Source organism: Parapedobacter sp. 2B3, from assembly GCF_041925275.1.
GTDB lineage: Bacteria > Bacteroidota > Bacteroidia > Sphingobacteriales > Sphingobacteriaceae > Parapedobacter > Parapedobacter pyrenivorans_A.
Genome location: NZ_JBHEUZ010000009.1, coordinates 21,498 through 41,111, shown reverse-complemented (window position 1 = coordinate 41,111; position 19,614 = coordinate 21,498). Strand labels below are relative to the sequence as shown.

The following is a 19,614-nucleotide window of genomic DNA, read 5'->3' as shown; positions in this document are numbered from 1 at the left end:
CACAGGGTAATGAGTATTTTAATCATCAAAGGTTCCATCTGATAACTAAAAACAAAAAAATAAACAGATGAAAGCATTAAACATATTCGGTCTCGGTCTCATCCTGTTGCTATCCGGTGCGTGCGAGTCCATGTTGGATACCAAGCCCCAAGGGGTTGTTGCAGACGAGGATCTGAATGAGCCGGAGCAGGTCGAAAAAATGATCAATGCCGCTTACTCATTCGTGGGGCAGAATCACTTCAACAAACAGATGGGGATGCCTTACGAGGAAGGCTCGGTACGCGGCGGCGAAGCGTATAAGGGCGGATCGGGCACCAACGACAATGCCGAGCGCAACCGTTGGGAAACCTTCACCTATATGCAGCCCACCAACGTCGGCGACCTGGATAACCTGTGGTGGGTGCACTATGTGGCCGTTGGGCGTGTCCACGATGCATTGCGAAGGGTGAAAAACCTGACGGCCGAGCAATATCCGCTTCGGGAACAGCGCATCGCCGAGCTGCGGTTCCTACGTGGTCACATCTACATGTACATGAAACAGTGTTTCAAATTTTTCCCCTATATCGATGAGGATACGCCACAGGATATGTACGACAAGGTGAGTAATGATGCATTGTCTGACCAAGAGCTGTGGGGGAAATTAATCGAGGATTTCCGCTTTGCGGCGGGTGTGTTGCCGGATGTGCAAGCTGAAGTGGGCAGGCCTACGGGTTTTGCGGCTAAAGCGTACCTGGCGAAGACACTGATTTTCGCGGCATATGAGCAGGACGACAACCATAACGTCATCAACATCAACCGCGAAAAACTAACTGAAGTGGCGGCGTTGTGCAAGGATATTATCGACAATTCGGGAAAGCGCTTGGCGCCGGATTTTGCCGAGAATTTCCTGTGTGAGTATGAAAATGGTACGGAGTCCATCTGGGCCATCCAGTATACCACGGATACGCAGACGGGCCGCCTGAATTCGTGGCTCGTGTCGCCGGTAAATTCGGACTATGGCTGCTGCGGCTTCCTGCAGCCTTCTGTCAATATGATGAACCGCTATAAAACGGTAAATGGCGTGCCGGATTTCGAAAATTTCAATACAGGTATCCTACTGGACAACAAAGACGCTTTCGCTGCCACCCCGATGGATCCGCGGCTGATGCACACGGCGGCTGTACCCGGCATGCCCTGGAAATATGCGCCTTCCTATATCATGGGCGAAAATTGGGTGCGTACGCCTGAAGTGTACGGCTATTCCATGAGCCAGAAGCTACTGGTTTCGCCGACGTCCGACTGTTTTAAAAAGACGAACCCCTTTATGGGGGCGGGCCTGAATTGGGATGTGCTGCGGCTCGACGAGGTGATGCTGTGGCGTGCCGAGGCATTGATCCAGCTCGAACAGGAGATGGACGAAGCCCTTCGGCTGATCAACGAGATCAGGGAACGTGCGGCCAACAGTACCGGCCGGTTGAAATTTGCCGATGGAACCCCCACAGGCAGGTTTGACGTGCAGCCCTATCGGCCGGGCGTGAATTGCCCGGCATGGACCAAGGAATTTGCGCTGCAGGCACTCCGCTGGGAGCGTCACCTGGAGTTTGCAACGGAAGGCAAATGGTTCTTCGATTTAGTGCGCTGGGGTATTGCGGCCGAGCAGCTTAATGCGTATTTTGCGGTCGAGAAGACCAGGCGGTCGTACCTGAGAGATGCTAACTTCACTAAAAACCGTGATGAGTACTTTCCGATTCCGGAGGTGCAGATTAGCTACGTCAAGGGACTGTACAAACAAAATGCAGGTTGGTAGGTACACGAAAAGATAGTGAACAGAAATAGCATTTATGCACTTTATTGGAATAGATATCGGTACCAGCTCGGTCAGTGGTGTTGTTTATGCGGCCGAAAGCCGTGAAATAGAATCCGTAACCATACCCAATGATGCCGGCATCTACTCGGTGAAACGTTGGGAGCGGGCGCAAGACCCGATGCGGATCCTGGAAATTGTTCGCAAGATCATTGATGATTTTTCGGTGCGGTATGCGACGATTCGGGGAATCGGCATTACAGGCCAGATGCACGGTATACTCTATGTAGATCGGGAAGGCGATGCCATCAGCCCGCTATATACATGGCAGGATGGCCGTGCGAATTTGCGCTATAAAACCGGCATGACGTATTCCGCGTTTCTTTCCGAATCAACGGGCCATGCCGTGCCCTCCGGTTTCGGGCTAGCCACTCATTTTTACAACTGCCGCAACGACCTGGTGCCCGACGGGGTTAGTAAAATCTGTACCATCATGGATTTTGTGGTGATGAAGCTGGTGGATCGGACAACGCCCGTTACCGATTATTCCAACGGTGCCGGTCTTGGGTTGTTTGATGTGGAGCACTTGAGCTTCGACCATGCCGGATTGGCCAAAGTAGGTATCGATAGCGCGTTACTTCCGCAGCTGGCAGAATCGACGGTTTCCTGTGGTCTCTACCGGGGTACACCCGTTTATATGGCGATTGGAGATAATCAGGCGGCATTTCTAGGTTCGGTAAGCAACTTAAGCCAGGCCATCCATGTGACCGTAGGGACCAGTAGCCAAGTTTCCGTCTTTTCGGACAGCTACCTGAAGATACCCGGTATTGAGACCCGTCCGTTTCCGGGCGGTGGGTATATGCTGGTGGGGGCGGCATTGTGCGGAGGGCAAGCCTTCGCCATGTTGCGTACGTTTTTTGAAGACACGGTAGCGAAATTTATCGGATATCCGCCGGAAGGGCTTGATTTTTATCAGATTATGACGTCCGTTAACTACAAGGACGATTCCGTTGATCTGCCCATTGTGGAAACACTTTTTGACGGTACGCGCTCCGCGCCGGACAAGCGGGGGTATATCGAAAACATTTCTACCCACAACTTCACACCCGATAACCTGATTATCGGGCTTTTGAAAGGCATATGCCGCGAACTCTACCAATTCTACCAGGCGCTTCCTGACGAGGTGCGCAATGCCAAGTCGGTACTCGTAGGTTCGGGCAATGCGCTCAAACGGAATCCGTTGTTATGCCGTGCTTTCGAAGAGCAATTTAAAACCGCCCTTATTTTTTCGCCATATGATGAAGAAGCCGCATTCGGCGCTTGCCTGAATGCCCTATCCGGTTTCGATCGTAATCAAATCATTCAAAACGCTTAATTTCCAACTTATTCAATTGTTCCTATTATGAAAATTCCCCGGATTGTATTGTTTATCGCTACGGTAGCGGCCATCGGTGGTCTGCTATTCGGATTTGATACCGGCGTCATTTCCGGTGCGTTGCCGTTTTTGCAGGAACATTGGACGCTCACCGATAGTCAGTTGGAATGGCTGACCACCTCGGTACTGCTTGGCGCTATCATTGGTGCAATTGCGAGCGGTGGTGTCACCGAAATACTGGGAAGAAAGAAAATGATCATCGTCAACGCCATCATTTTCTTCGGCGCGTCTTTGGGATGTGCGTACGCTTCCAGCATTACCGAACTGATTATCATGCGGATGGTCATTGGTATTGCCATTGGCATTACCTCCTATGTCGTGCCGATGTATATCGCCGAAATCTCGCCGAAGAAATACCGGGGCGGATTGGTAACGCTCAATCAGCTCATGATTACCATCGGCATTTTAGCGTCTTACATTACCGACTACTGGCTGTCTAACGACCAGGATCTCGAATCTTGGCGGGCCATGTTTATGGTGGGGATATATCCCGCCATTGCCCTGCTGATCGGGATGTTTTTCCTTCCCGAATCACCCCGGTGGCTGATTTCCAAAAATAAGCTGGAAAAAGGGCGCGCCATTCTGGAGCAAATCGAAAGCAAAGACCAAGCGCAGCAAATTATACAAGACGTGCAATACGATCTCACAGTGTCGCGGAATAACGCGGGTGTGAAGGAGCTGTTTAAACCGTGGCTCCGGATACCACTATCCATCACCGTGATGATTTTCTTTTTCCAGCAATTTTCCGGTGTGAATACGATCATCTACTATTCGCCCACGATTTTCAAAATGGCAGGTATTGTGAGCAATACGGCCTCCATCATACCGGCTATTATCATCGGCGCGGCCAACGTAGCGGCATGTGCGTTTTCCGTTATCATGCTCGACCGTTGGGGGCGGCGTAAACTCTTCCTGATTGGTATCTGCGGGATGATCCCGTCGTTGGCGGTGCTGGGCATAAGCTTCCATTTCGGCGAGCAGCTGGGCGACATGCTGCCCTATTACGCTGCCGGCAGCATCATTGCGTTTATCATCTTCATCGCCATCAGCCTAGCACCACTCGGTTGGTTGTTAATCTCCGAAATCTTTCCGCTCCGTACCAGAAGCCTGGGCATGAGCGTGGGCTCGCTGGCCCATTGGGGATTTAATGCGATTGTGGCCTTTACATTCCTAAAGCTGGTAAATACGCTGGGCGTAGCCTATACGTTTTGGAGCTACGCGCTGGTATGCGTGATTGGATTATTGTGGGGCTATTTTTACATCCCGGAGACCAAAGGAAAGTCGTTGGAAGAGATAGAGGACCATTGGCGGCAGGGCAAGTCGGCGCGGTCGTTGTAAGTCACATGGATTGCAGTAGTGTCACGAAAATTGAGATAAAAAAGAAAAGCGCTATATTAGCTGTTAGCTATCGGCACAGGGTGGCTCTGAGCCGCACAAATTTGTGGCAAACCATCTAAAGTTATACCATCATGCTCAATCGTTACCGTAAATAGGGCATCGCTTTTTTATAAGTATTTTAGCCCGAAATACCCAGCGATGAAAGTTTCCTATTTAGTAGCTATTGGCATAGTTGTGTTATTCGGCCTGTTTTTCGTGCTGGACTATGTGCATACTTCTGCACCTGCAGGCCCAACCCCCGATTCCATGCAAACCCCGGTGTCAGCCCGGCCCGATTCATTGGATTCCATTCATACAGGCGATATTATCAAGCAACAATCCACACGCGATATCTTCGAAGCATTAGCGGATGACGATAAGACCAACCCCGATTGAAGCCTGATTGATATGGATGTGCCTGTTGAAGCACATGAGCATTTTGGCTTCATTGAACTGGACTGTGCGTACTGGGACGCGGAAAGCGAACGGCAACTGCGTAAAATAGAGCTACGGCAGCCCGATTAACCTGGATGGTTGGAAGCTCATTTATCTGGTTTGCCACGAGAAACAGTGCTTGCGATGGATTCGCTGACGTTGTTTCGAAATGCAGAATCCTTCCTGAACTTTTTGTAAATTGGCAGACGTAAATAAGCTGGCTGCCATGTATTCGTTCGTTACCTATGCCGTTGAATGGAGTCCCCTTTTCAGGTTGTTGATCATGGGGAGGGAAGCGGCTTGAAAGTGGGGGTAATCGTAATGGTGCTCGTTGGCTGGCTATGGCAGGCAAACGATACTGGCCTGGACCACAAGCGCTACGGATGGAGGGCCCAAGCAGACTCCCTGCACCAAGCTGGATTGACTGCCAGCGGCCAAGGCGATGATTCCAGTGCTGTGTTGCTTTATGAAAAGGCGCTGAAGCTGTATCGGGATAGCACCGGCGATCCCGACCAGCTGCTGGGATTGTTGTACAATGACCTGGCCTATTCCTATGGGAATCTCTATGTTCCGTATTATTCGCTGGATTATTTCCGCAGGGCCGTGGAGGTATGGGAATCCATCGAATTGGACGACCATGGCGTGGACAACCTCATTTCGGGCTACCAGAACCTGACGTTCGAACTGATCGGCTATGGTGATTTGAAAGCTGCCGACACGATAAGGGGGCGGATGAATAGCCGATTTTATGGACATTATTACCGAGTTGGACAATCTTCGCCCCGGCATCCGTTGTATCGCAAATCGCGAAATATGCACCTACTCGGAAACGTACGGGTGCTGGCGGCCCAGGGGCACTTGGAAACGGCGTATGCCTATGTGGATACCATGCACCGGGAAATCGACGATTTAGGTATCGTTCTGGCAGCCTATAAGATCCTGTTTGATGATGCTTATGAGCAAGGCGATGATTCGCTTACCATAAGGTTTGCGCAACAAGCGCTGCCCATAGCGGACGCGTATAACAGCCCGTTTTACCGGCTGGTTTGCTATGCAAAGCTCGCCTCGGTATACCATCGGATGGAGCAATACGAACAGGCATTGACCTATGTGCTCCGGGCAGAAGAAAACATGGCATTCGATTCGTTTTCGGCCAGCAAATACGCAGTGCAAACCATCAAAGCGATGATCTTCAGTGGGATGGGTAGGTGGGAGGAAGCCCGGCAGTTGGTAGAGGTATCGATCGGGGAAATCATTCGAAACCAAGCGGGCCGGCCCATCCCGCTTTTGGAACTAAGGGCAGCCGATTTGGGCGACCTTTCTTCTTATACCTTTATCCGCGTGCTTACCGAGAGCTCACGGATACTGTATGGCAGTTACCTCCGTGATGGCCGTGAGGAAACCTTCCGCAAGGCAGCGAATTTATACCAGGCGTCGGCAGGGATGTTCAATCGGTACTATTTGAAGGGCGAGTATACCGACCTGATCGACAACCTGCACCTCCAAATCATGGAAGGGTTGCTTACCTTGAGCATGGATGAGCCGGGCGCGGCAATGGATTACCTCAGCCTGATTGAGCAAAATGCCTCGCAACACCTGATTAGGGAGTTTGAAAAGAAACTACGGGTGCGGAAGGAGTCTCAGGGGCGGGATGCGGCTCGGGCCTTTGACGTGCGCGAGGTTTTGGCCGCACTGGAACCGGACGAATCGATGGTGAAATTTCATGTAGCCAGCGAGTATGTATACCGGGCGCAGATTACTGCGGACGGTGCCACGGTATTGCGTATTGCCGGCGTGGATTCGCTCAAGGCATCGGTGTTCAGATATGCCACGGCGCTCCGCGGACTGGCGGCGGGATACGAGCAGTTATCGGATTCGCTGCGCCGGGTGCTTCTTGGCGACCACGTGGGTAACATCACGACCCTGATTCCTGATAATTTCCTGAATTATATTCCCTTTGAGAGTTTGTATGATGCCCGCCACGGGAAATTTGTCGGTGAAACCCATGCCATAAGCTACGCGTATTCGCTCCCGGTCTGGCTGTTGCACCGACAGGCCTCGTTCCCTACGCTCGAAGCCGTACGGATGGGCGTTTTTTCGCCGAATTATCAGGTTAACGACCTACGGCATGCCCGCGAGGAAGCCGGGCGTGTTGCTGCGATTTTCGGTGGCGACCGTTTCATGGCTGGCGAGGCGACCAAGCGCGCGTTTCTTGACCGACGTGCCGACTATGACGTTCTGCACTTTGCCATGCATTCTTTTTTTTATGAGGATGATTTCAGTGAGTCGTGCCTGGTGTTCAATGGATCGGAAAAACTGTATTTTTCAGAATTGCATGCCCTCCATATCCCCGCCCGCATGGCGGTGCTTAGCGCCTGCAATACCGGGAACGGCAAATTGGTGAAGGGCGAGGGCGTGATGAGCTTGTCTCGCGCGTTTGCCTATGCCGGCGTGGCAAGCACGGTGGTGAGCTTATGGCAGGCGCCGGATAAGGAAACGGCCGAAATTATGACGTCTTTTTATGAGGGGATTGCCCGGGGGCTCGATAAGTCATCGGCGATGGCCCGGGCGAAGCGTACCTTTATTAAAAGCAATCCGATGAAACGGCACCCGTTTTTCTGGGCAGGTTTCGTGGTCAATGGTGACGATTCGCCGCTGGTCGTGCCTCCCCGACAGGGGGTGGCTTGGATAGGCATCGGCGTGCTGGTGGCGTTAGCTATGCTGGTGGCCCTTTGGCTGGTATATCGCCGCCGCCGGCTACAACCGCGACAATAATTCGCGGGCGGTCTGGCCGAGGGGGGTGGTACCTTGGGCCAATTCTCGCAATAATTCGTGCGCTTGCGCACGTTCGCCCAGCCGCAACAAGGCCAGTGCCCGGTACCAGCATGCATAGCCGTGCAGGGGTTGATGTGCCGGGTATTGCGCGAGCACCGAATCGGCATCGGCAAAGCGACCCAGTTCGAGGAGGGAAACCCCTCGATAGAGCAATGCATAGGCTTCGCCGGTATCCCGGTACAGCGTCTCGAACGATTTCTCTGCGTTGGCATAGTCCGCCCGGTCATAAGCGCGGAAGGCCGCTTGTGCGGTGGATTCGGATGCGCCACCCCGTACCGTTGGTAAGACCGTATTGGGATAAGCTTGGTAGTATGCCGCGTAGAGGACGGGTGCCGATGATGTGCGCAGCCATAGCCAGGTGCCGCCAACTACGAGTAAAACCGCAGCTGCCGCACCGAGCCACCAGCGTAAACGGGGGGTGGCGTTGTGCTTCGTTTGCTCATGGTTGCGAAGCAACTGTTTCAATTGTGCCCGTTCGTTTAGCACGATGGCCTGCCGTACCTCCCGCTGGAACTCGACTTCCCGGGCAAAAGCGGCATCCGTTACCAACAGTTGCTCAAACGCCCGTTGCTGTTCGGCCGTGAGTGTGCCTTCGAAATATCCCGTTATCAGCTCTTCGTGCTTCATATCATTTCCCTTTTGTTAGTTCCTTCAGCTGTTTGAGACAGCGTGATTTCTGGCTTTTCAATACATCCTTGTTGGTATAACCCAGTTGTGCCTGGATCTCGTCCAGTTTCTTTCCTTCGTAATAAAATAGCCGTAAAATGGTACGGCATTGTTCGCCCAACTGCTGAAAACCCACCCGAAGCGATTCCACCCGTTCCTGATGAAGGGATTCATCGTACAGCTGGTCGGGTATTTCTGCGACATCGTCCGTGAGGGTCTGCTGCTTCGCTGTCTTTTTCAGCCGGTTTAACAGCATGTATTTGCCTACGCCAAACAGGTAGGTTTTGATACTGCTCTTCAGGGCATCCAGCCGGCCCCGCTGGGCGTGTTCCCAAAGTACGGTCACGGCATCTTGGTAAACATCCGTTACCTCTTCAGACGCTAGCGGGTACCTTGCCGCAAAACGGATAAAGTCGGCTTTATAAGCGTCATATATCCGGATAACTGTACGATCCGAGCCATTTTTCAATCCATCAAGAAGAACGCTGTCTTTTTCCATTAGTAGTTGATCGGCGGCAAAGTAAACAAAAGTTTCAATTTTTTTTAGGCAGCATGTTTACTTTTCATCGGGCGGCACACTAATGGAAAAATAATTGTATTTGCCATGAAAGGAAAATTGCTTGCATTGCCCGTCTTACTGATTGCCCAGCTGGTTTTGGCCCAGGAATCGGTGGGTGAGCGCGTTGTAAACCGAACCAAGGAAACCACGATCCGGAAAACCGAGGACAAGATCGATCAGAAGGTAGACAATACGTTGGATAAAATCTTCGATGGATCGATATTCAAGAAGAAAAAGGAGAAAAGCGAAGAGGGAGGTGCCTCGGGTACGAAAAAATCGCCCGGGAAGCAGTCGTCAGGTGGTGGCGCATCGGATGGTGACGATACCGATTTCAGCACTTACCGCGATTTTGATTTCGTGCCGGGCGAAAAGACGCTGTTTTTCGAGGATTTTGCAAACACCTCCTTGGGTAGCGGCCCTGCACAATGGACGGTTACCGGCGCGAAAGGTGAACCGGCGATTACCACCATTGCCGGCAGTGCGGACAGGTGGCTCCGCACACCGACGGAAGGGCTGAGTTTCCCGAATGCATTCAATGATTTTCCGGATAATTTTACCATTGAGTTTGATATGTATGCCGATCCGGAAACGATGAGCGAAATGATGAGCGGGCTGAAAGTCGTGATTGTCCAAAAGATGACCGATCGAGCCGCCTACGATCAGTGGTTTAGCGCCGATCCACAACTTATATTGGATATCCATCCATCGGGAGGAGGAGGCTCGCTGAACCTTGGCGCAAAGATGGAATACGATGGCAATCTTTCGCAAGAAGAAATGACGCTGCACGATAGCACCTACCGGGATGGGTGGCTGAATGGGGAGGTGAACCGTGTTTCCATCGCCCGGAAGGGTAAAGCCATTGCCCTGTACGTAAACGAGACCCAATACATCGACCTGCCCAATGGACTTCCCAAACCGGGACCATACGGGTTGGTTTTTGCAAACAATATGTGGGGCGATGGCACGTATATCACCAACATCCGTGTGGGCGGCGGCGGTGCGGTAACTGCCAAAGCAGTGAACAAGGAAATCGCCGCCGAGAAGAAATTTATTTCCCGCACGATTTATTTCGACGTTAATTCAGCGCGTATCAAGCCCGAATCATGGGCTACCTTGAATGAAATCGCCAACGCCATCGGCGAAATGCCCGGCAACTTCCACATTGTGGGCCACACCGACAGTGATGGTGCGGAAGAAGCCAATCTGGCGCTGTCTATCCGCCGCGCGGCATCCGTGAAAAATGCGCTGGTCAACGAGTTCGGACTGGATGCGTCGCGCTTTACCAGCGATGGTAAGGGTGAAACGGAACCCGTGGAATCCAATGCGACGGCTGCCGGTAAGGCACAGAACAGGCGCGTGGAATTTATTCAACAGTAACCGCTGGTTAGCCATGAAACGAATTTTCAATCGTACACCGCAGTGGCTCGCGGCCTTACTGTTGGGCGGGAGCATGGCCATTTCTTGTGCGGGAAATGCAAACAAAGCAGAGGTTCCTTCGTCATTTGACGGTGCTGCGTTGCTGGCTGCCGCTGGGCATCCCGATCAACTAATTGCCGTCGGTGATATCGCTGAGTGGGCCGGTATCCCCGCGGAACGCATTGCACGGCATGTGGAAGATTATGACAAGGACCCCGCGCTAAAAAAAATGGCTTTCCATTGGGAGGCACCGGGCACCATATCCTTTACCACGCTTTCGGGCGAGGCGGTGAGCGTACTCAGGCACCATTCGGTCGGCTTGGCCAACATCGAAGCCATGGATATGGAAACCTTCAACCAGCGGTACGGCACGTCGGTAGGTATCAAGGCAGCCATCGATGCACTGGTAAATGATGAGTCGGTAGATGCCGATGTAGCGATTGCGCAGGCCAACTATCTCGCCGAAACGGCGAAAAGCCTATCGCTGCAGCCGCTCGAAGGTGTCGGTGATGCCGCCGTGTGGGAAATGCCCACGCAGGTACTTCATGTGTATGCAGATGGCGTAGCGTTTACTGTTACCACGAACTTCGGGGATGATCCCGAAGTAAATAAAAAGAAGGCGATTGCGTTTGCTCAATTGGTTTTTGATAATCAATAAAAAGATGAAGGTTTTATCGACAATGTTGGCCGTTGGACTTTTAACAATGGCCGCGGCTCACGGAAAAGACAACGTATTGCAGGCAACGTGCATCTCCGGAGAAGGGTGTACCTTCCGGTTGCTGGATGTGACGGGCGAAGAAATGGACGTGGTTTTAGGCACCGATAACGTGTATTCTTCCATTGGCAATGACGACCTGCTGGTGCATGCGAAGGTGGGAGGCGATTGGAAGACCTACATTGAACGCGAACTGACGCGTAGTGAGCTGGATCGCTTGTATGGCGGCGACGGCTATACGATGATATACCTGTTCGATCCGCAGGTGCAGCCCAGGGATGGTAAATGGGAGGGGGGCACCGGCACGCCGGTAGCGTCGCCCTGTGTGGTGGATGTAGGGACATACGTGAGCCGTATACAGGGTATTCAGCAGGCGGGTGCCATCAGGTTTCCCAAGCCTTTCCGGCCTGAGTTTTTGCTGGACAACGCCAATATGCGCTGGGTAACCGTGGCGCCCAACCGGTTCCGGGGCGTGATGGATTTCGGTGGAGGGATGGCGAGCCCGATGAAGTTGGTGTATAATGCAACCATCGTAAACGATGAATTGATTGAGGGGGCTTTCGAGATCACGGTAACCGTTCCGGCGCATGATCCGTGCCATGTTACCGTGCCGGTATCGTTTGCCTGCATGGCGGCGGACGGTGAAGAGGCTGGGGACCCACTCGGTGAAACGGAGGAGGATGACCTGCTTCCGGTCCGGTCGAAAGGTGACCCCGCGGATGATTTATTACCCGTGAAGTCCAAGGGACAGAACGATGACCTGCTCCCGGTCAAATCCAAGGGCAACCCGGATGAATTGTTACCTGTGAAATCCAAAAACAACTAACGATAGAAAACCCATGAACAAAAACACATTCCTGATTCCGATGGTCGCCATGGGCTTGGCGGTCAGCGCCTGCGGCGAAGGAAGCAACAAGAGCGACGGTGGGAAAATCGGCGGCATTGACATCAACGATGCCATCGCAACCGCCGAGAAACGCCGTGAGGCAGACCCGGATGCGTCCGGGGGGAACAAATGCCTACTAGCTTACCAGGAAAAATACGACGAGTTGCTCACCAAAGACATGGTGTTGGCGCTGACGGGGTTTGACGAAAGCAAGATGGACGTGAAATACACGAAAATCATGAAACCCGAACACCACAGCGTCAATTACACGTTCGACAACCAACGTGTGCGCGAGCGGGGTGGCTATACGCTTCCGTTTAAGGATAATGTGCAGCTGGGTAGCATCAAAGCGATGTCGCTGAAGCAGTTCAACGATTCCTATCGCGCGTTGACGACGGAAGAGGATGCCTTGGTTGACGAGGTGCTGGAAGACATGCACGAAGGGAAAGTTGCCGACCCGGATGCGCAGGAAGCGCTGGGCAACCTGGAGAAGCAGGGTGTAGACAAGAAAACAGCCAAACAAGCCACGGGAGTGCTTCGTGATGCCTTTAAGAAAGTGGCCGAGGGCTACCGCAAGGTGGAGGGACTGGGCGATGCTGCTGTTTGGAATGTGGAGACCCGGGAGTTGGTGGTACTGGAAAACGGCGTGAAATTCGACCTGCAGGTGGATGCCAAAGACACGGACGACGAAAACAAGGCCGTGGCCATTGAACTGGCCCGAAGACTACTGGATGCCTGCAACTAAGAAAAACATACATAGAAATAAACCATGGAGAACAACCAATTGCAATCCGTAGCCGGAGAGCAGCAACCAGACAAATCCATCGCCATCATCGCATACCTTACGTTGATCGGGCTTATCGCAGCGTTTGTGATGAACAACGAAAAGAAACAGCCGTTTGCCGCCTACCATATCCGGCAGAGCCTCGGTATTATGCTCACCGGCCTGGCCCTGGGCATGATTAACATTATCCCTATCCTCGGGTGGATTGTCTGCATCGTGGGGGTAATCTTCCTGTTCGTTTGCTGGGTGATGGGGTTAATCGCCGCCCTCAACGGGCAGGAAAAGGCGGTACCTGTAATGGGAAAATATTATCAGGAATGGTTCAAGTCCGTTTAGTAATGGGGCTCGGGCTGCTTGCTAGCGCGTGCAGTTTGCCCGAAGCGCGGCAGTCTGCCGCTGCGCTTGCCTCGCCAGCTGCCTCGGTGGCTTCCGTAGAGGCCGATCATCCACCAATCCAAGGGAAATATACGTTTTACCATTCGTGGCACTGGGACTATGAAAACACGTGGATACCTGAAGGCGAACACGGCCGATCCGGCGAGATGACGGTTTACCAGGACGATAGCACGGGCGCTTGGCTGCTTACTGCTGAAACATACGGCGGTACAGACGAAATGGCCGATTGGGTGCTGGCGCTGCCTACGGGCGAGTACATCACCGCTTATCGCGATGAAGGGGGGCGTCGTACCTTACTGCGTGATACGCTCGATTTTCCCCAGCCCGAAGCCGGGCCCGCCGGGTGGCTGCAACCCGTCGGGGACACGCGCGCTTTTGGTGAAAACGACTACGGCTGGCCTACCCTGCAAGCCGTAGCCTATCAGGTGGATTACCAGCAAACGGAAGAGCGCAGCATGGTTTGGCTGGCCGATACCACGGTGGATATGCGTGCACTTGTCTATTTCAATAGACGGATCGCCGACGCCAAACTGCCGGTGCACTTCATGCCCCATGTGCCGGCCGGTAAAATCGAGGTTGCCGCCGATACCGAATCGGGGACACACCGTGTACGCCATCGGCTGACCGCGATTTCAGATAACTATTATGAAATAAACTTAGAGGATTATGACAATAAATAAAGCGATAATGCATGTTAGAACCGGACTAATGGTTTGCGTGGTGATGGCACTTAGCTGCAAATCGAAAGAGAGTGAGGTCATCAAAACCGAGACGGTGGCAACATGTGTTGCTGAAGCGGGCTGCACGTTTTACTCGGTAGCCCTAACGCGCGCTGAGATCGATCAGCTGTTGAATAAGAACAATTTCTTTGCGGCTGCTGAAACCGGGGCAGTGCTCGTATTGGTGGATTGCGCACCAGTGATCGAGGAGGGCCAGTCGCTCGAATCCATTGACCGGAAATACAGCGGTGCGGGAGCGGCGCAATTCGGCGAGGGTTTTGATTTCAAGCAATACGTACTTGACCATGGGTGTTTTGCATTTCCGAACAACACCAAGCGGATCAGTTTTACGGCCAATGCCGACGGGGAGGCCTATACCGGCTATTTTTTCCTGAACATCAAGCAGGGCGAGGCGTTTATGCCCAACGAATCCTTCCAGGCGATGGCCCCGCTGGAAGGGGCTGTGCGCGTGGATGCATTCATGCAGCACCGCGTTATGAAAACCTACATGGTCGATCCTGAGGGAAAGAAATGGGTTATGGATATGCCCATCGGGATGACCTACGGCGTATCGCCGGAAGATGTGGAGAACCTTGAGCGTTTCCATCGCGATTTCAAGAAGACGGGCAAACGCGAACGGTTCCTGCAAACAGCACTGTACGCGGAGGAATATACCGGTACGGACGATGATGGCGCGCAAATGAACATATGGCTCGTGCCAGCTACCGACGTACTGCTGCCGCCCGAGGAGTTTGCGTGCGTGGGCTTCTTTAACGTGGGGTATATTCAGGTAAACGGAGTGACTTATCTGATGTATAAACTTACCGGTAGCGGATTTGCGATAGCAGTTACCGGCATCGAGGATGGCGAATATAGCTTTGACCCGACAGGGTACACGCCGTTTTCTGTGCCCGGCTTTTAGTCGGAAGCGACTTTGGCAACCAGCGGAAGTTTTGCGCGCTCAATCACTACGCCGATGCCGCCCCGCATATTTCTCTATAATACCTACGGTGGCGGCTTTTAGGGATCGATCTCGATATACGGGGTGATGGGCCGCCGGAGCTGTGAAAAATTCAACGTTATTGTCGATTTTGGAGTACCATACTTTATTGGCATGTGCGGCCGTCAGTGTATCTGTTCGGGTTATTTTCCTGAAATGCTCCAGTTCGTGTGGATTGAGGGCCACCACGGTAACTCCCGGTAGTTGCTTGCCGCAACAAACGGCCACATAGCGGTCGTTGAACCAATGCATACATTGCTTATCCAGGCATTCGGGGCGGCATATCACGAAATAGACGGTCATACCGGACAATAATAATATAGCGGTACCTACGAAATACCATACGCGCTTGATTTGTGGAACTTTGGTTGTGCCGGGCTCTGGATCCGGTGGCAGGGTAGGCCCTTCGGGTTTTAGTTTATCGCCCCCGATTTCGGTACCTGCCGTTTGATGTCCTCCGGGGGCCACTTCGCTGTCATTCGTCGCCTCGCGTTCGCCATGCCTCATCCTTTGCCATTCTGCATATGGCCTCGGCTCGAAATCAATCAGCCAAGCGAGAATTTTTACAACCCGTTCATGCGGATTTCTCGTCCGCTCCTGCATAAATAGGACCAGCGGCCTAAACCCATCCAATTCGAAATGTTCAATGCGCTCTTCGTGGGTTGCGCGCCCATTTTGTGGATCGAAGAATTGCCGGATAACCTCGTCATCTTTCCGGTCGTACCTGTCGGCGAGTATGCGTTGTGCATGGCGTTTTAGGCCATTTCGCGTCAGGTTTTCCAAATCTAGGGGTAACACGTGTCCATCCCGCATCGCGAGGTAGGCTGCTAGTACTTCTTGTTTAAATTCTTCAAACATCGCTTCAAAATTAAGTCAACCGGCCCACGCGGAAATACGGTAAACCGTAATGGGAAATAGCAGGTACTGCCCCGGAAACGCCTCGGAAATCAATCGGAAATTCCGGAAACCTGTAGGAAAATCCGGAAGGACGAAGGAAAGATTGGAAACATCGGAAATATCTGATATATAACATGTTGTGTGTTGTATGTTTGCTTCCGAAATCAGTTCAAGTAGCTATTGGTCCCTTACTGGGATAAAGATACAAAACCGATTTCAAACCGAGAAGAAGTTACGGTGGCCGGTAGCCGGTTTGGGAAGCAGTTGCCAGCACCCGTAATGGAATCTCACCACTTCCCAAAAAATTCAGAAGGCCTTCTGAAACCATGGTAGTAACCATGCGCGCGGTGCGCCTGGCCTACCCAGTTTTTGACTTCAAATTTTTTGAAACATGTGGTATATTATTTTAGCCCTTTTGCTTGGGCTGGGTTCTCCGTCGGGTTCGTCTGCGGGCAATGGCCAACCAACGGCACAATCTACCAATGGCCATGATGATGATCATAGTGGCGACACTGGGCAGACGGTACCTCCACCTCCACCGCCCCCGCCCACTCCGGCACCTTAATTTTGAAACTGCTTAAGGTGTATAGTTTAAGAGGCTGTCTCTCGAAAAGGACAGCCTCTTTTCCTATAAGCGGAGTGGGTTATTCCTTATTTTTTAATTAGTTTTAGGCGAAAATTATGACTTGATTGAAAAGCATACCCTTACAGTACATGCTCTTCTTCATTTTATTGTCGTGTACTGTTCCCGACAAGACAATGGAGGAAGGCAACCTTGAGAATGATTTTTACGCCGAGGCACTTGCGTTTTCGGAGCAGGGCAAAGTTGATAGTGCTTTTGCTGCGTTTGGCAAGGCCAAGGAAATTTTTGCCGATAATCGGGATAGTCTTCGTGCCGGTTATTGCCTTTTGCAGATGGCCATCATGCAAAGCAACCATGGTGACTATTATGGGGCTCAGGAAACATCGCTAGAGGCACTGTCGTTTTTCAAGATCGCTGCACCGTCTCACGCCCAATACCTATCTGCTATCTATAACAATATCGGTATCGCTACCTTTTATTTAAAGTCATATGACCGTGCCATCGCTTTTTATGATTTGGCCCTTCGCTACGCCAGCGACTCGCTTACTGAGCTTACCTATTTAACTAATAAAGCCCGAGCATTACACAACCAAGGAGAATTTGGCAAAGCAATAGCCATCTATGAATCCATACAAGAAGGAGCCGATCGCCAATCCGGCAGTTATGCCCGGCTGTTGACAAATTTAGCGCTTGCCCGTTGGCGTCAGGATCCCCAATACGATGCGGCACCCGATTTTTTAACGGCGTTGCACATCCGCGAGAGAAATGGCGACCTGTCGGGACTGGGGTCAAGTTACCTGCATTTGAGTGATTATTATGTCGATCGGTATCCCGATTCAGCAATATACTACGCGCGCAAACTACATGCTACGTCAATAGCTGCCAAACATGCCGATGATCAAATTCGTGCGCTCTACCGGCTTATACGCCTTAGTTCGTCTGATTCTGCAAAGCACTACTTTGAAACCTACAAAATTCTTACTGACAGTATCCAGCTCGCCCGTGCTGCTGCCAAAAACCAATTTGCGCTTATCCGCTACGAAGTGGAAAAGAATAAGGCGGATAACCTTAGGCTGCAAAAGGAAAACGCCGAGAAAGTATACCAAATGACGCGGCAACGGATGTGGATCGGTGCGGCCATCGCGTTGATGATGCTGGCGGCTGGAGGAGGTATTTTCTGGCATCGGAAACGGGCGCAACGGTTGGCACTCGAAGCGCAAAACCGCATTAATGCCCATCGGCTCAAAACTTCCAAGAAAATACATGATGTTGTTGCCAATGGTATATACCGTGTGATGGCCGAAGTGGAGAATCAGGAGCAGGTAGACAGGGAGGGTATACTTGATCGGTTAGAGGAGATGTATGAAAAATCGCGTGATATCTCTTACGAAACCGATGAACCTGCCGGTGTGCTGCACGGGGGGCACGAGTGGATCGCCGACCTGCTCAAATCGTTCGCTACGGAGTCCACCAAAGTCATCATAGTCGGTAACACGCCCGAGTTGTGGCAAGACATCGGGACGGAGGTACAGGCAGAGGTTGGCCATGTTTTGCAGGAATTGATGGTCAATATGCGGAAGCACAGTGATGCCACGGACGTGGTAGTGCGGTTTCAAAAAACGGCGGACCAGCTGTACATCTTATATAGTGATAATGGGGTAGGGCTGCCGCATTCCTTTAAAAAGGGGAACGGATTGGTCAATACGGGTTCCCGTATTGAGCGTCTTGGTGGGCAACTTACCTTTGTGAGCGGGGGAGAAAAAGGACTGAGAATAGACGTGAATCTCCCGATCGCTTAAGAAAATCGATGACAGATGTTTAAAAAAGTATTGATTGCCGAAGACCATGAGAGCACCAATATCTCTGTACGTAAAACACTGGAGGAACTAGGCGTTGCGGATGCCCGATATGTGTATTATTGCGACGATGCCTTATCGTGGATCAGTAACGCCGTTCGGAATGGCCAGCCGTATGAGCTGCTGATTACTGACCTCTCGTTCGAGGAGGATAGTTATGCCCAGCGGCTGCGGAGCGGGGAAGAGCTCATCCCGGCCGTGAAAGCCATCCAACCCGGTCTCAAAATCATCGTGTTTTCGGCAGAAGGGCGGTCGGCCGTGGTGGATGCGCTGTTTAAAGCACTGCCCATAGACGGTTATGTGCGGAAGGCACGGCGTGATGCGCAGCACTTGAAAGAAGCGCTGCAGGCGGTTTACCAGCATAGAACGTATTTATCTCCCGATTTAAAACAGGTTGTTAGAGAAACCAATGCATACGAGTTCAGTGAGTTTGATGTAGCCATCATCTCACTGTTGTCTCAAGGCCTGCTACAAAAGGATATTCCCATCTATCTACAGCAGAAGAACATTCGGCCGTCCAGCCTGAGCAGTGTGGAGAAGCGCCTCAATGCAATGAAAGAGGCATTCGATTTTTCCAAAAACGAGCAGTTGGTTGCGTATTGCAAGGATATCGGGTTGATTTAGCCCAATTTGCTTTATCTTGGGATGGGGCGCGAATAACCGGCTGGGTGTTTGAATGGGAGAAGCATGTAAAAATGTATGGCGATTATTGTGTAGAATGTCGAATTTGGCTATGTTTGCAATAGACCAACATCAGATAATATCGGAAAAAAGGAAAATCGAAGTTATAAATAAGCGTTAGCTAAAAGTTCCCCCTGGAGAAACCTGAGAAATTTCAAACACAAGGGAACGGATAGTGTTACTGCTCATGCGGAAGCGTGGGCTTTAGCCTGTTCGTTGTGTGGGTCTTCTCAGGTACCATCCAGGCGAACATCGGTTAAAGTCCCACGCTTTTTGCATGTATTACCCGCCGTATAGGGGCTTCGCGGCGGCATATAGGAATCGATTGATCAAATGTCAACTTCATCAGCCTTAGCTTGCCTTGGCCTATTACCAGACAAAAGTATTGCAAAGTTTTTAGGAGGGATTACGGGAAACCGTATAAGCAAGATTTTCCTGCAAGGTATTTTTGGGGTGTTAATTACCGCAATGATAGCGTGCTTTAACTTGCCAGCTATGAGAATAGAAGGTTAGTGAGAAATAAAAATGACTAAGAAAAGCTCTCTGTTTTAAGAGATTAAATTTCGTGTATATAATAGAGGATATTGATAA

17 protein-coding genes are annotated in these 19,614 nt (G+C 51.6%); 14 read left to right on the top strand and 3 right to left on the bottom strand.

Annotated elements, in window-relative coordinates; all coding sequences use genetic code 11:
* Positions 1-67: 67 nt before the first annotated feature.
* From ACEVG1_RS11460 to ACEVG1_RS11440, 5 genes are all read left to right on the top strand, one after another.
* Complete coding sequence (locus ACEVG1_RS11460; protein ID WP_374743817.1) at positions 68-1,786, top strand: RagB/SusD family nutrient uptake outer membrane protein; 1,719 nt, start codon at positions 68-70, stop codon at positions 1,784-1,786.
* 34 nt (positions 1,787-1,820) lie between these two features.
* A complete protein-coding gene (locus tag ACEVG1_RS11455; protein WP_374743816.1) occupies positions 1,821-3,158 on the top strand; it encodes a sedoheptulokinase in 1,338 nt (445 codons plus the stop codon).
* A 27-nt stretch (positions 3,159-3,185) separates the two neighbouring features.
* Positions 3,186-4,556, top strand: a complete 1,371-nt coding sequence (locus ACEVG1_RS11450) for a sugar porter family MFS transporter (protein ID WP_374743815.1) — start codon at positions 3,186-3,188, stop codon at positions 4,554-4,556.
* A 198-nt stretch (positions 4,557-4,754) separates the two neighbouring features.
* Positions 4,755-4,991 carry a hypothetical protein gene (locus ACEVG1_RS11445; RefSeq protein WP_374743814.1) on the top strand — a complete coding sequence of 79 codons (237 nt, stop codon included), beginning with the start codon at positions 4,755-4,757 and terminating at the stop codon, positions 4,989-4,991.
* Positions 4,992-5,285: 294 nt separating this feature from the next.
* The gene (locus tag ACEVG1_RS11440) at positions 5,286-7,805 is read left to right on the top strand and encodes a CHAT domain-containing protein (protein ID WP_374743813.1); all 2,520 of its coding nucleotides are present in this window, start codon (positions 5,286-5,288) and stop codon (positions 7,803-7,805) included.
* On the opposite strand, the gene ACEVG1_RS11435 is transcribed toward ACEVG1_RS11440, so the two are convergent.
* Both ACEVG1_RS11435 and ACEVG1_RS11430 read right to left on the bottom strand, forming a co-directional pair.
* Positions 7,788-8,492, bottom strand: a complete 705-nt coding sequence (locus ACEVG1_RS11435) for a hypothetical protein (protein WP_374743812.1) — start codon at positions 8,490-8,492, stop codon at positions 7,788-7,790. The two genes, ACEVG1_RS11440 and ACEVG1_RS11435, sit on opposite strands and share 18 nt — an antisense overlap.
* Position 8,493: 1 nt before the next feature.
* Positions 8,494-9,030 carry an RNA polymerase sigma factor gene (locus ACEVG1_RS11430; protein WP_374743811.1) on the bottom strand — a complete coding sequence of 179 codons (537 nt, stop codon included), beginning with the start codon at positions 9,028-9,030 and terminating at the stop codon, positions 8,494-8,496.
* Positions 9,031-9,135: 105 nt separating this feature from the next.
* Between ACEVG1_RS11430 and ACEVG1_RS11425 the strand changes: the two genes are divergently transcribed.
* Genes ACEVG1_RS11425 through ACEVG1_RS11395 form a run of 7 tightly spaced genes read left to right on the top strand, consistent with a single transcriptional unit; the run spans position 9,136 to position 14,928 of the window.
* The gene (locus ACEVG1_RS11425) at positions 9,136-10,467 is read left to right on the top strand and encodes an OmpA family protein (protein ID WP_374743810.1); all 1,332 of its coding nucleotides are present in this window, start codon (positions 9,136-9,138) and stop codon (positions 10,465-10,467) included.
* A gap of 13 nt (positions 10,468-10,480) precedes the next feature.
* Complete coding sequence (locus tag ACEVG1_RS11420) at positions 10,481-11,164, top strand: hypothetical protein (protein WP_374743809.1); 684 nt, start codon at positions 10,481-10,483, stop codon at positions 11,162-11,164.
* Between the two features lie 4 nt (positions 11,165-11,168).
* The gene (locus ACEVG1_RS11415; RefSeq protein WP_374743808.1) at positions 11,169-12,047 is read left to right on the top strand and encodes a hypothetical protein; all 879 of its coding nucleotides are present in this window, start codon (positions 11,169-11,171) and stop codon (positions 12,045-12,047) included.
* A 13-nt stretch (positions 12,048-12,060) separates the two neighbouring features.
* Positions 12,061-12,852: a hypothetical protein gene (locus ACEVG1_RS11410; protein ID WP_374743807.1), complete on the top strand. Its 792-nt coding sequence runs from the start codon at positions 12,061-12,063 to the stop codon at positions 12,850-12,852.
* 24 nt (positions 12,853-12,876) lie between these two features.
* Positions 12,877-13,227, top strand: a complete 351-nt coding sequence (locus tag ACEVG1_RS11405; protein ID WP_374743806.1) for a DUF4870 domain-containing protein — start codon at positions 12,877-12,879, stop codon at positions 13,225-13,227.
* Positions 13,209-13,967: a hypothetical protein gene (locus tag ACEVG1_RS11400; protein ID WP_374743805.1), complete on the top strand. Its 759-nt coding sequence runs from the start codon at positions 13,209-13,211 to the stop codon at positions 13,965-13,967. Before ACEVG1_RS11405 ends, ACEVG1_RS11400 begins: the two co-directional genes overlap by 19 nt.
* Before the next feature lie 7 nt (positions 13,968-13,974).
* Positions 13,975-14,928: a hypothetical protein gene (locus ACEVG1_RS11395; protein WP_374743804.1), complete on the top strand. Its 954-nt coding sequence runs from the start codon at positions 13,975-13,977 to the stop codon at positions 14,926-14,928.
* Between the two features lie 39 nt (positions 14,929-14,967).
* Here ACEVG1_RS11395 and ACEVG1_RS11390 read toward each other — a convergent pair whose 3' ends face one another.
* A complete protein-coding gene (locus ACEVG1_RS11390; protein WP_374743803.1) occupies positions 14,968-15,864 on the bottom strand; it encodes a hypothetical protein in 897 nt (298 codons plus the stop codon).
* Between the two features lie 729 nt (positions 15,865-16,593).
* Here ACEVG1_RS11390 and ACEVG1_RS11385 point away from each other — a divergent pair.
* The gene (locus ACEVG1_RS11385; RefSeq protein ID WP_374743802.1) at positions 16,594-18,285 is read left to right on the top strand and encodes an ATP-binding protein; all 1,692 of its coding nucleotides are present in this window, start codon (positions 16,594-16,596) and stop codon (positions 18,283-18,285) included.
* Positions 18,286-18,300: 15 nt separating this feature from the next.
* Complete coding sequence (locus tag ACEVG1_RS11380) at positions 18,301-18,966, top strand: response regulator (RefSeq protein WP_374743801.1); 666 nt, start codon at positions 18,301-18,303, stop codon at positions 18,964-18,966.
* Positions 18,967-19,614 lie beyond the last annotated feature (648 nt).

What these genes read in the sequence shown, in the direction of transcription:
- ACEVG1_RS11460 (WP_374743817.1), top strand. Translation starts at nt 68, where the DNA reads ATGAAAGCATTAAACATATTCGGTCTCGGTCTCATCCTGTTGCTATCC.
- ACEVG1_RS11455 (WP_374743816.1), top strand. Translation starts at nt 1,821, where the DNA reads ATGCACTTTATTGGAATAGATATCGGTACCAGCTCGGTCAGTGGTGTT.
- ACEVG1_RS11450 (WP_374743815.1), top strand. Translation starts at nt 3,186, where the DNA reads ATGAAAATTCCCCGGATTGTATTGTTTATCGCTACGGTAGCGGCCATC.
- ACEVG1_RS11445 (WP_374743814.1), top strand. Translation starts at nt 4,755, where the DNA reads ATGAAAGTTTCCTATTTAGTAGCTATTGGCATAGTTGTGTTATTCGGC.
- ACEVG1_RS11440 (WP_374743813.1), top strand. Translation starts at nt 5,286, where the DNA reads ATGGAGTCCCCTTTTCAGGTTGTTGATCATGGGGAGGGAAGCGGCTTG.
- ACEVG1_RS11435 (WP_374743812.1), bottom strand. Translation starts at nt 8,492, where the DNA reads ATGAAGCACGAAGAGCTGATAACGGGATATTTCGAAGGCACACTCACG.
- ACEVG1_RS11430 (WP_374743811.1), bottom strand. Translation starts at nt 9,030, where the DNA reads ATGGAAAAAGACAGCGTTCTTCTTGATGGATTGAAAAATGGCTCGGAT.
- ACEVG1_RS11425 (WP_374743810.1), top strand. Translation starts at nt 9,136, where the DNA reads ATGAAAGGAAAATTGCTTGCATTGCCCGTCTTACTGATTGCCCAGCTG.
- ACEVG1_RS11420 (WP_374743809.1), top strand. Translation starts at nt 10,481, where the DNA reads ATGAAACGAATTTTCAATCGTACACCGCAGTGGCTCGCGGCCTTACTG.
- ACEVG1_RS11415 (WP_374743808.1), top strand. Translation starts at nt 11,169, where the DNA reads ATGAAGGTTTTATCGACAATGTTGGCCGTTGGACTTTTAACAATGGCC.
- ACEVG1_RS11410 (WP_374743807.1), top strand. Translation starts at nt 12,061, where the DNA reads ATGAACAAAAACACATTCCTGATTCCGATGGTCGCCATGGGCTTGGCG.
- ACEVG1_RS11405 (WP_374743806.1), top strand. Translation starts at nt 12,877, where the DNA reads ATGGAGAACAACCAATTGCAATCCGTAGCCGGAGAGCAGCAACCAGAC.
- ACEVG1_RS11400 (WP_374743805.1), top strand. Translation starts at nt 13,209, where the DNA reads ATGGTTCAAGTCCGTTTAGTAATGGGGCTCGGGCTGCTTGCTAGCGCG.
- ACEVG1_RS11395 (WP_374743804.1), top strand. Translation starts at nt 13,975, where the DNA reads ATGCATGTTAGAACCGGACTAATGGTTTGCGTGGTGATGGCACTTAGC.
- ACEVG1_RS11390 (WP_374743803.1), bottom strand. Translation starts at nt 15,864, where the DNA reads ATGTTTGAAGAATTTAAACAAGAAGTACTAGCAGCCTACCTCGCGATG.
- ACEVG1_RS11380 (WP_374743801.1), top strand. Translation starts at nt 18,301, where the DNA reads ATGTTTAAAAAAGTATTGATTGCCGAAGACCATGAGAGCACCAATATC.